The organism is Priestia sp. SB1 (assembly GCF_038898415.1).
In genome coordinates this window covers 430,111-440,221 of the sequence record NZ_JBBJSS010000006.1, presented here as the reverse complement: position 1 = coordinate 440,221, position 10,111 = coordinate 430,111, and the positions used below count along the sequence as shown (strand labels likewise).

The window sequence follows — 10,111 nt, the reverse complement described above, 5'->3', positions numbered from 1 at the left end:
TGTAGACACCTCATCCCAAATGTAAGAAGCTTTGTAATGATTAGTTGTAATCAATAACTTGTTTTCCTTCTTCCCTAAATAGAATATCCCAATAACCTCTTTATAATTCAGTAAAGCCAACAGGTGTTTTTTGGATTACATATATCCTTTATTTATAAGAAAGATTAAATAGTGAATTATTAGGAATAGCTATAATAAATGGAGCTATATACATATTCAATATGCTCCAGCATTCATAAGCTATGCTACATACACCTATCATAAGTCTTGGTAGGGGAAAGATGAATAGGTAGAACTTGTTGAAAGGGATACTTTCCTTATTTGCTATCGATCCTACTATATGTTATACTACAGGTAACTTATTTTTGTTCGGTATATTGAGAAAAGAAAAAACCCTAAGTAGAAGTTTTTATCTTGAAATAGTATGTTTGGGCAAGATTAGTAATACATTTGTGGAGTATTCCACAGCAGGAGGCAACATTATGACACAAGGTACAGTAAAATGGTTTAATGCAGACAAAGGTTTCGGTTTCATCGAAGTTGAAGGCGGAGAAGATGTATTCGTTCATTTCAGTGCTATTCAAGGTGAAGGTTTCAAATCATTAGAAGAAGGTCAAAAAGTTACTTTTGATATCGAGCAAGGTCAACGCGGAGCACAAGCTGCTAACGTTCACAAAGCATAATTAAAAGTGATAAAAAAAGACTCCTGTGAAGGGGTCTTTTTTTTATGGTGTCATAATTAGCATACTATTGGTTCAATAGAAAAACCCAGGCTTTAAAAAAGCCTGGGTTTTAGACAAGACGATTGGTACAAGGTTAACTAGTTATAACATACAACAGAAATAGAAAGCAAATAGGAACCAAAACTTCTTTATGGATAAATAGTGCTTAATCTTTTAGAAAGCATAGGTTTATATTATTTTTTATGCGGATTACGGGGGATTTTATCAATAAGCCGTTTTTTAGCTTCCATCTGACTTTTACACAAAGGACATTTCTGATGCCTATCGTAAGAGAAGTCTTTCCTCATCCAGCCTTTACACTCTTCTACTGTACATTCCCAAATTTCTGTTTCCTCTTGAATCGGAGGTTCTTGATTTCTTTTACTATAATGCATATTAACCACTGCTCCTCTCTTTAGAAGTATACCTTATAAAGAGAGCATAAATACTTTATATCTTTTATTTCGTTCATGTTTCATTAGCATCGATCTCATATTTGAAAATAAGAGTGAAGTGAGAAGAAGCAGGGAAAGTTCCCTGCTTCTTTTTTTATATTGTGAGTTAAAAATATTCCAATCGTAATATGATGTTGTTAAGAGGGGGAATGAATGTGAGTAATTTAGCACAGGAAGACAGAGAAAAAGAAAAAAAGAAAAAAAGAAAAGAAAAATGATGCTTATTGTTTTGACATTTGTGCTCATTATTGTAGCTAAAAAAGGCAGTCAAATAGAAGGCTGCCTTTTAAACAAAATTGAACAACTAGAATTACGTCTTATCATCACATATGATGAATTTCATTTGAAATATATCATATTCTGTAGTCCTTCAGTTTTTTAATTCCTCTCTTATAGATAACTTTAAAGACTCACATTGTAAAATCTACTTACTTAATTTTGTTTATTGCTAACAAGAGTGACATGCGGAGTTTTACCTTTTGATTTCCTAGATGAAAGATAAACGCCAGCAAAGATAATAAGTAGTCCAACGATTACGTTTGGAGTAATTGTTTCTCCAAGTAGTAAATAACCCCATACCATGGCCGAGGCAGGGATCAGGTAAGTAACCGTCGCTGCTAATTCAGGGCCACCATTTTTATTGATATAAAAATAGATTAACTGACCCAATCCTGAGCCAAAACAGCCGAGACCCACAATTGCCAGAATCGGAAGTGGATGAATCAACAAATCTGCTTTGAATGGTTCGGTAATTAGCATCCCAATTAAACCGATGATAGCACCTGTTAGTAGGGTGAAGGTTGTTATAGTTAGTACGCTCACCTCAGACAGAAACCGCTTTGTTAACTGCCCAGCAAGCCCATAGCAGATACAAGCAACAAGCATTGTTCCAATTCCGACAAACCCTTTCCCGAAAATCTGACCAAATTGAAAATCCATAAGGACGAGTATCCCGAAAAACCCGATAAGAATACCGATCCACTGACGTCCGGTAAGTCGATAAGAAAAAAGAATAAATCCGATAAGACCTGTCCAGATTGGAGTGGTCGCATTTAGAATGGAGGCAGTTGTACTGTTTATCTCAGTTTCGCTTAAGGAAATTAATCCCCACGCCAAACCACAGTTAAATATACCAACAACAATCAACGCCTTCCAGGGTAGTTTCTCTTTAACTTTTCTACGCTTCCACCATAGAAAAGGAAGCAAGATGATTGCACCTGCTAGACAACGAAAAAATACAATTCCCCATATACCAGCTGAGGGAAGCAGCCACTTCATAAATACAAAAGATAAACCCCAAATGAAACTAAGCCCAATTAAGGCTCCATACAATCGAAACATAATACACCTCCTTACTTCAATTATTATGGCAAATTTTGTTGATTATTTCACTCCGAAATTTTGCTTTGTAGAACATTTTCTCATGTTTTTTTCGTTATCTCGATATCTTTCTCTAGGTATATAAAATATTTCTTTTTTTATAAAATAATAAATTTGACGTTATTCATAGGAATAATTCGGGAAAAGTTTAGAGTTTTTATTGAAAAGGGAACGTTTGTTCTTGTATAATATAGAGAACGAATGTTCTTTTTTTGTAGGTTCTTTGGATCTAGTATGAGTAGCTATCAAACAGAGTCATTATATGTATCGACATGAAGGCATTCCTTGCTTTGTTTTGTTTCTCTATATTAGATGTAAACTTTGAAGAAGAGGAGAAAATGAGCTTGTTGGAGGATATTGTAATCAGCGTAAAAGAAGCCCATGCGCTTGCCAAAATGATTGTTTAAATTTGGCTTTCCCTTTAAGAACACCCAACTATACAATCATCTTACAAGGAAAAGATAACCAATAATATAAATTATATAAAATTAGTTTTCGAAGGAGAAATAACATTGAACTCTACACTCAATAATTCAGAAGATATAAAAAGGGAAGAAGGACAAAAGCAGCTGCTTGAAAAAAGTCTTCAAGCTCATAGAAATAAAAAATGGGTAATCAACTTTACTTGTGCTATATCTTTTCTTTTAGCAGTATTATGTTTTTGCTTCCAAGTGCCAGACGCTATAATTATTACTGTTATCTTACTGTTCATATGTGTAACTTTCCAAACCGCACATAAAATGTTAGATAGAAAAATAGAGCTGCGCTTGAAACGTATAAAGCAGGATCATAGAAAGATCATATTCAAGATAAAATAAATCCTAACTTTCTGCCTATATTTTTCTAAAGGTTTAGACAATCTTGCCGCGAACCAATAACGGGTCATTTTTTTGTCTGTTAGTTTAAAGTTAAAGATTTTTGAATAGATGTAATCCAAGAATGAACGCTTTTTTACTTGTTATTGAATTCACTCGATACTTTAGTTTAAAAAAGGAGGGTTTTATGAATTACTCTAAACTGCTTCAATATCAAGGCTGTATTTATTTAAACTCTATATTTGAACCTGAGGATAACGCGTTAATAGTGGATATTGAACGTTGCAAAGTTAATGGAAATGCAGCTGAAGAGATAACAGGAGAAAGCACTTCTTCTTCGTATGCCTCTATTGATGTGGATTACGCACTCCCTATAATTCGACTTACATTTGATTGGTACATTGCATACTCTGTTAGAAACGAAAGTTTTACTGTAATAGATGAATATGAAATGTATACAGGAAGCGCTTTTGCAGTTTATTCAAAGTCCAGATATCTAGATTTTATCGAATTTGGTACCATAGCTGACGATATACACCCTGGTCCGTTTAAACACTATGGAATACATGCTTTAAATCATATAATTGATGTGGTTTCAACTGAACCTCCAAGTATTTCAGTAATACAAAGAGATCGCGAACCAAAGTGGAAAAATGAGGTTAATATGTAGCACATTAACTATATTAAGAGGGGAGTAACGCTTAAGGAATCAAGAGGTGTTACGAGACGAGGATAGCTTTGCTATATCATTTGGAATATTTAAGACGCGATTCGAGGAAAGAAATACAAACCACGTATTATTAATTGAAGAGGGCTATAAACATAAGGGGTAAAAACAATGGAATTTTATGAGGCGTTAACCTATGTAAATGAGAATTTTTATAAACCCAATCGCTTCGCTATAAAAGCTATTCGAGAAGAAGCTCAAAATTCAGATTATGGCGCTGGTATCTTTCAGTTAAATTCAAAATCTGTACGATTTAGGGTGGCGAAAACTACACCTAATAAGGTAGGACAGTTTGTATCCTTTTGGGAAAAAGATGCGACTCATAAAAACCAGGCCTTTTCGGATGGAAAAGCTACCGATCTATTAGTTATTAATACCTTCACTAGTACAAATAGGTTTGGACAGTTCATTTTTCCAAAAGAAATTCTTTTAAAACAAAAAATCCTTAAAACGGCTACCACAAAAGGTAAGATGGCAATTAGAGTGTATCCGATATGGGATAAACCAACTAGCAAACAAGCTATGGAAACACAGAAATGGCAATTAGAATATTTTGTTGAGACAAATGACGCGAACAATTTCCCCCTTCAAAAATTATTAAAGCTATACTTAGAGGGGTAACGATTGAAGCCTTACATACGAATTTACAAGTGTACCTTACATATTATAAGCAGGATCAATGCGTAACATAGACAGGATTCATTCGGTTTGTTGGTTCTCTTAGTAACCTATTTATCTTTATAGATGACATATGTAAATTAAAGAATAAAATGCGGTTAAATAAACTAATTGATGTTCGCTTTGTATAGTGAGCGAACCTACTTGAAATGTTTATAATTTTAATAACTATCAAGTCAATTGAAGGAGGGCATTTCCTATATTTGAAGAATAGTAACACCATTAAATGAATTAAAGGTTGCCTGTATGGCTGCTAGAGCCACAGGTTAAAAAATTGAAGAGGAGTGTTCCTTGATGACAAATAGCAAAATGAATCCTAAGGTTGATGAATTTTTAACTAAAGCTAAAAAGTGGAAAGAAGAATATGAGACGTTGAGAAAGATTGTTCTTGACTGTGAGTTGACCGAAGATTTTAAGTGGATGAATCCTTGTTATACGTTTGAGAAAAAAAACATTGTTTTAATACATGGTTTTAAAGAATACTGTGCGCTGCTGTTTCCTAAAGGTTCTCTGTTACAAGATTCTCATGGTATTCTAGTTCAACAAACGGAGAATGTACAAGGGGCGCGGCAAATTCGGTTTACCAATGTGCAAGAAATAGCTGAAAAGGAAGCCATCTTAAAAACTTATATCGATGAGGCCATTGAGGTGGAAAAAGCCGGATTGAAAGTTAAAGCTAAAAAGCCTGAAGAACTCATTATTCCTGAAGAGCTACAGCATAAATTTGATGAAATACCTACTCTACAAGATGCTTTTACTACATTGACTCCAGGACGACAAAGAGCATATATTCTTCATTTTTCTGCGGCCAAACAATCTAAGACTCGAGAATCAAGGGTTGAAAAATGCATTCCAAACATTCTTAAAGGAAAAGGATTAAATGATTAGTACACTTTATTTAAAACATGGCTAATATAAATTGTTAATGTATTTGAGTCAAAAATGAAATAAGGTGAAGTGAACTGACTGGTGTTCCATTTGTATAAAAGTAGAGTAGATAAAAAATTTATTTAAGGAGAAAATGCTATGGAAGTTTTTGCAGAATATTTAGCGCGTATAGATAGCCCTGACCACCGTGACCGAACAGAGGAAGTTTTGGCTTGGATTGCTAATACTTTCCCGAATTTGGAACCACAAATTAAATGGAATACGCCAATGTTTACTGATCATGGCACATTCATCGTCGGCTTTGCCTCAGCGAAACATCATTTGAGCGTTTCACCTGAAGAAACAGGCATGGCGCACTTTAATCATGACATTGCCCAGGCTGGATACAGCGCTACCAAAGGTCTGTTTCGGATTCTATGGACAGAGCCAGTAAACTATGAATTACTTAAGGACATAATCGAGTTTAATATCTTAGATAAGAAAGACTGTTCAACTTTTTGGCGAAAATAAAAAGCAGATTATGAACGGAGAAGAAGGAGGGTACAGAACGGTGGACTTTGAAATGGTTATGAAAGAACTTGAAGCGATTGGTACGGAACGAATTAAAAAGACTTACATAAACAATGGTGCACACGATCCGCTTTTTGGAGTGGCAACAGGAAAAATGAAGCCTATTGCAAAGAAAATCAAGAAAAATCAGGCTTTGGCTGAGCAGCTTTACGCTTCTGGTAATTATGATGCTATGTATTTTGCTGGTATCATTGCAGACCCAACAGAGATGACTGCGGAGGATTTTGAGCGTTGGATTGATAAAGCGTATTTTTACATGATATCTGATTATGTAGTTGCAGTAACTTTGTCAGAAACCGATTTTGCGCAAGTTGTTGCTGATAGATGGGTGGCAAGCGGTGAAGAATTGAAAATGTCGGCAGGTTGGAGTTGCTACTGCTGGCTTTTAGGTAATCGTCCTGACGGTGAATTTAGCACAAGCAAGATTGCCGATATGCTTAATCAAGTAAAAAATACGATTCACGATTCTCCAGATCGAACGAAATCGGCTATGAATAATTTTATCTATACAGTCGGTGTTTCATATTTGCCACTTCATGAAAAGGCCCTTGAAACGGCAAAGGCAGTAGGTCCAGTCGAAGTTAAGAAGGATAAGAAAAAAAGTAGTATTCTTCTTGCTTCCCAAAACATTCAAAAGGATATAGATAGAGGACGGCTTGGTTTCAAACGCAAACATGTAAGGTGTTAGCATAATTTGTAATGGAGCTGCACTATCTGAAACGAGACTCATAAGTATTTAATGATAATTAGCTTACTATACGTAGGATGTTTTGTTCCTTCATAAACCATCCATTGAAGAAGTGGCAGGGGATAAAAGCTAAAAAACTCTTGTGAAAAGGAGAGATTAAAAATGAAAACCCAAAAGGAAAATCTAAGAATCTGTCATAAAGGCCACAAATATTATAAAAGCAGTCCCTGTCCGACCTGCCCAACCTGTGAGCAAGAAAACAAACCTGACAATGGATTTCTTTCTATGCTATCAGCACCAGCAAGACGAGCATTAGAAAACAACGGGATAACTTCTTTGCAGCAGCTATCAACATTTAGTGAAAAAGAGATATTACAATTTCATGGTATGGGGCCAGCTTCTTTACCTAAACTTAGAGAAGCTTTGCAGACCAATGGGTTAGCCTTTAAAAATTAAACATCAAGGATAGTTAAAGCAAGAAATAGATCTGGATAAAGTGTACGAATACGCTGAATTTCTGGATATGGAAGGGTGTTAAGAGATAAATAGGGGGAAAAAGAAGGGTTGGAGATTTAAGTGATGAATAACAAACTAGATAAAGCATTAGCGTTACGAAAGAATGGAAATCACAAAGAATCTAACGAATTGCTAAGTGAATTAGTCAAGGAATTTCCAGACGATGCTTTATATAACTATCAATGTGCTTGGAGCTTCGACATATTAGGAGAAGAAGAAAAGGCAGTGCCCTTTTACGAAAATGCCATAAAGATAGGATTACCTTCTAAGGAGGATATGGAAGGTGCAGTATTGGGATTGGGCAGCACGTATAGAGCCCTGGGGGAGTATGAAAAGTCAAAAAAGACATTTTTAAAAGGAATAGAATTATTCCCAGATAATCATGTAATTAAAGTGTTTTATTCCATGACCTTATACAATTTAAAAGAACATAGCAAAGCGATGGAACTGTTACTGAAATGCTTACTAAATACGACTAATGACAATGAAATAATAAGTTATAAAAAAGCCTTACATTTCTATTCAGATAAACTGGATCAGACTTGGAAGTAGCTTGTAAAATTCACTGCATATAAGTTCTTTTCCTGAAACGAGGAGAGGACTTTTTTGTAACAATATTGGCAGGCTTCCTTTGATAAAATGACTTTTGAAATGATAGACTGTGAAGAAATACATTTAAACTATAGGAGGCTTTGTTGGGTAAGAAAGCCCTTACATATTATATATGTCTAATATGTAAGGACCCTTATAAGAATCACATTTGAAATAGGAGATCTTTGCTTTGGATCTTGCGCTTCTTTCTTTGTTGAAGCACTTAAGTTTGTACAACCCTATCCTTACTAAACTCTTCTTCAATTAGCTTATCCATTAGAAAATGATAAAAAACGTGATAATTCGTTTTAGTTAGTTTGTCCAGTTCCTGGTGAGTGATGATATTATGTTGGATGAGTAAACCTATAGCAGCTGATATACAATTTACTTTTAAATCTTCTTCCCCTAACATATAAATCACCTTCCCTTATTTACTAAGTAACCCATTCTATATAATAGGCATACTTAAGACACGGACTGATATAAGCTCTTTTCTCAAATTATTGCTCTCGTACTGATAGAAAATGATGATAAAATGTTCTCAACACTTTTTGATGCATACTGTTATCTTTATATACTGCGCTTTCTTTTCCTGCAAAAAAAACAAAATGATTTCAATTTTCCCTTATTATGGAATGTTGTATTTGTTTTTAACAGTTAGGGAAGCTTCTGAATGCTTAGTATTTATCTGAATGCCAACACAAAGAGCTTATGAACGCCGTCCAAGGAAAGTGAATAATGGACTTTATTTTAATTGGTTCTTATTATTTATCTTATGTAAATGCGGTTTTCCTGTAAGTAAAAAAGGCAACTTTAACTATGTCATAAACTACCCTGTAGGTAATTATTAAATTATATAGGGAAATTTACATCTCAATAAAATACTGTTATTACAAATTAGTGAGGTATAAGTATGAAAGAAACCCATAGTAAGAATTTAAAATCGGAAATTATAAAAAAGCACGAGGTATTATTTGCAAAGAGATTGGAACTTGAGAGTGAAGCAAGCCGTTTGATGTTAGAAATTAATTTATTGGATGCACAGAATACTCTTAATAAAGTAAGTCAGTTAAACCAACAGATAGATGATATCACCTCTGAAATGGATTATTTGAAACAAGCTCTTGAAGCCATTAATTAAGCTATATATCAGAGTGTAACTAATTCTATAAGTATAACCACGCGCAAATTTAAAAAAAGTGATTAACATGGTAGAGAAAGAAGGTATTTCTATGAAATCTATATTATTAATTGGACAATCAAATATGGCAGGCAGAGGATTTATTGAGGATGTACCGCCGATTTATAATGAGCATATACATATGTTGAGAAACGGTAGATGGCAAACGATGGCAGAACCACTTAATTTTGATCGTCACATATCTGGTGTTGGGCCGTCAGCCTCTTTTGCTCAAGCTTGGACAGAGGATCATCCGGGCGAGTCCATTGGGTTAATACCATGTGCCGAGGGAGGAAGCTCAATTGATGAGTGGACAATTGACGGACTATTAACAAGACACGCGATTTCTGAAGCGAAATTCGCAATGGAAACAAGTGAGTTAGTGGGAATTCTGTGGCATCAAGGAGAAAGCGACAGTTACGGAGAACGTTATAAGACGTATGAAGATAAATTGCTTTCGTTATTTAAACACTTGAGAGAAGAATTGAATGCACCAGATATCCCGATTATTATTGGTGAGTTGGGACATTACCTTGGAGAAGTCGGATTTGGAAAAAGCGCCGTAGAATATAAACAAATAAATCAGATATTATTTAAAGTTGCCCATGCTGAAAAAAAATGTTATTTTGTAACATCAAAAGGCTTAACAGCAAATCCAGATGGCATTCATATTGATGCCGTCTCTCAAAGAAAGTTTGGATTAAGATACTATGAGGCTTTTTCAAAACAAAAGCATGTTTTAGATGTTTTGGACGTTGAGCATGAATGGATTGAAAAGGAAGCAAAGCGTGAACTAACTAAAAATGAACGTATATTTGTTGAAAGTATGAAGCTTGCCTTGGGACAATTAAGTTTTGAGGAGTTTTTTATTAATGTCTCTACTATTAATGAAAGTAAATAA

General features: G+C 34.7%; 15 protein-coding genes. 12 read left to right on the top strand and 3 right to left on the bottom strand.

All coding sequences use genetic code 11. The features are described from left to right. Positions 1-482 precede the first annotated feature (482 nt). The gene (locus WKH56_RS24225; protein ID WP_033580115.1) at positions 483-683 is read left to right on the top strand and encodes a cold-shock protein; all 201 of its coding nucleotides are present in this window, start codon (positions 483-485) and stop codon (positions 681-683) included. A gap of 233 nt (positions 684-916) precedes the next feature. Here the strand turns inward: WKH56_RS24225 and WKH56_RS24220 are convergent, their stop codons facing one another. Together WKH56_RS24220 and WKH56_RS24215 are read right to left on the bottom strand one after the other, a co-directional pair. Beyond that, the gene (locus WKH56_RS24220; RefSeq protein WP_155010758.1) at positions 917-1,117 is read right to left on the bottom strand and encodes a cold-inducible protein YdjO-related protein; all 201 of its coding nucleotides are present in this window, start codon (positions 1,115-1,117) and stop codon (positions 917-919) included. A 492-nt stretch (positions 1,118-1,609) separates the two neighbouring features. After that, positions 1,610-2,518 carry a DMT family transporter gene (locus tag WKH56_RS24215; protein WP_275210941.1) on the bottom strand — a complete coding sequence of 303 codons (909 nt, stop codon included), beginning with the start codon at positions 2,516-2,518 and terminating at the stop codon, positions 1,610-1,612. A gap of 311 nt (positions 2,519-2,829) precedes the next feature. Between WKH56_RS24215 and WKH56_RS24210 the strand changes: the two genes are divergently transcribed. The 9 genes from WKH56_RS24210 (at position 2,830) to WKH56_RS24170 (ending at position 7,991) form a co-directional block, all read left to right on the top strand. Beyond that, complete coding sequence (locus tag WKH56_RS24210; RefSeq protein WP_342836871.1) at positions 2,830-2,964, top strand: hypothetical protein; 135 nt, start codon at positions 2,830-2,832, stop codon at positions 2,962-2,964. 105 nt (positions 2,965-3,069) lie between these two features. After that, positions 3,070-3,375: a hypothetical protein gene (locus WKH56_RS24205; protein WP_063247527.1), complete on the top strand. Its 306-nt coding sequence runs from the start codon at positions 3,070-3,072 to the stop codon at positions 3,373-3,375. Between the two features lie 184 nt (positions 3,376-3,559). After that, positions 3,560-4,042, top strand: coding sequence for a hypothetical protein (locus WKH56_RS24200; RefSeq protein ID WP_342836870.1), 483 nt, complete (start codon positions 3,560-3,562; stop codon positions 4,040-4,042). 168 nt (positions 4,043-4,210) lie between these two features. Then, a complete protein-coding gene (locus WKH56_RS24195; RefSeq protein ID WP_063247525.1) occupies positions 4,211-4,720 on the top strand; it encodes a MepB family protein in 510 nt (169 codons plus the stop codon). Between the two features lie 351 nt (positions 4,721-5,071). Further along, on the top strand, positions 5,072-5,665 hold the full coding sequence (locus tag WKH56_RS24190) for a YdeI/OmpD-associated family protein (RefSeq protein ID WP_310884034.1): 594 nt from the start codon (positions 5,072-5,074) through the stop codon (positions 5,663-5,665). A 138-nt stretch (positions 5,666-5,803) separates the two neighbouring features. Beyond that, the gene (locus WKH56_RS24185) at positions 5,804-6,175 is read left to right on the top strand and encodes an iron chaperone (protein WP_221832290.1); all 372 of its coding nucleotides are present in this window, start codon (positions 5,804-5,806) and stop codon (positions 6,173-6,175) included. A 40-nt stretch (positions 6,176-6,215) separates the two neighbouring features. Further along, positions 6,216-6,923, top strand: coding sequence for a DNA alkylation repair protein (locus WKH56_RS24180; RefSeq protein ID WP_310884033.1), 708 nt, complete (start codon positions 6,216-6,218; stop codon positions 6,921-6,923). Positions 6,924-7,085: 162 nt separating this feature from the next. Next, positions 7,086-7,379: an RNA polymerase alpha subunit C-terminal domain-containing protein gene (locus WKH56_RS24175; RefSeq protein WP_342836868.1), complete on the top strand. Its 294-nt coding sequence runs from the start codon at positions 7,086-7,088 to the stop codon at positions 7,377-7,379. 123 nt (positions 7,380-7,502) lie between these two features. After that, complete coding sequence (locus WKH56_RS24170) at positions 7,503-7,991, top strand: tetratricopeptide repeat protein (protein WP_310884031.1); 489 nt, start codon at positions 7,503-7,505, stop codon at positions 7,989-7,991. Positions 7,992-8,253: 262 nt separating this feature from the next. On the opposite strand, the gene WKH56_RS24165 is transcribed toward WKH56_RS24170, so the two are convergent. Then, a complete protein-coding gene (locus tag WKH56_RS24165; RefSeq protein ID WP_014458940.1) occupies positions 8,254-8,442 on the bottom strand; it encodes a hypothetical protein in 189 nt (62 codons plus the stop codon). Between the two features lie 501 nt (positions 8,443-8,943). On the opposite strand from WKH56_RS24165, the gene WKH56_RS24160 reads away from it, so the two are divergent. Beyond that, complete coding sequence (locus WKH56_RS24160) at positions 8,944-9,171, top strand: hypothetical protein (RefSeq protein WP_310884030.1); 228 nt, start codon at positions 8,944-8,946, stop codon at positions 9,169-9,171. A gap of 91 nt (positions 9,172-9,262) precedes the next feature. Next, entirely contained in the window at positions 9,263-10,111 is an 849-nt protein-coding gene (locus WKH56_RS24155; RefSeq protein WP_310884029.1) for a sialate O-acetylesterase, read from the top strand.

Excerpts from the sequence above, each read along its gene's own strand:
- WKH56_RS24195 (WP_063247525.1), top strand. The coding sequence starts at position 4,211 with ATGGAATTTTATGAGGCGTTAACCTATGTAAATGAGAATTTTTATAAA.
- WKH56_RS24185 (WP_221832290.1), top strand. The coding sequence starts at position 5,804 with ATGGAAGTTTTTGCAGAATATTTAGCGCGTATAGATAGCCCTGACCAC.
- WKH56_RS24190 (WP_310884034.1), top strand. The coding sequence starts at position 5,072 with ATGACAAATAGCAAAATGAATCCTAAGGTTGATGAATTTTTAACTAAA.
- WKH56_RS24220 (WP_155010758.1), bottom strand. The coding sequence starts at position 1,117 with ATGCATTATAGTAAAAGAAATCAAGAACCTCCGATTCAAGAGGAAACA.
- WKH56_RS24225 (WP_033580115.1), top strand. The coding sequence starts at position 483 with ATGACACAAGGTACAGTAAAATGGTTTAATGCAGACAAAGGTTTCGGT.
- WKH56_RS24210 (WP_342836871.1), top strand. The coding sequence starts at position 2,830 with ATGAAGGCATTCCTTGCTTTGTTTTGTTTCTCTATATTAGATGTAAAC.
- WKH56_RS24160 (WP_310884030.1), top strand. The coding sequence starts at position 8,944 with ATGAAAGAAACCCATAGTAAGAATTTAAAATCGGAAATTATAAAAAAG.
- WKH56_RS24215 (WP_275210941.1), bottom strand. The coding sequence starts at position 2,518 with ATGTTTCGATTGTATGGAGCCTTAATTGGGCTTAGTTTCATTTGGGGT.
- WKH56_RS24170 (WP_310884031.1), top strand. The coding sequence starts at position 7,503 with ATGAATAACAAACTAGATAAAGCATTAGCGTTACGAAAGAATGGAAAT.
- WKH56_RS24175 (WP_342836868.1), top strand. The coding sequence starts at position 7,086 with ATGAAAACCCAAAAGGAAAATCTAAGAATCTGTCATAAAGGCCACAAA.
- WKH56_RS24155 (WP_310884029.1), top strand. The coding sequence starts at position 9,263 with ATGAAATCTATATTATTAATTGGACAATCAAATATGGCAGGCAGAGGA.
- WKH56_RS24165 (WP_014458940.1), bottom strand. The coding sequence starts at position 8,442 with ATGTTAGGGGAAGAAGATTTAAAAGTAAATTGTATATCAGCTGCTATA.
- WKH56_RS24200 (WP_342836870.1), top strand. The coding sequence starts at position 3,560 with ATGAATTACTCTAAACTGCTTCAATATCAAGGCTGTATTTATTTAAAC.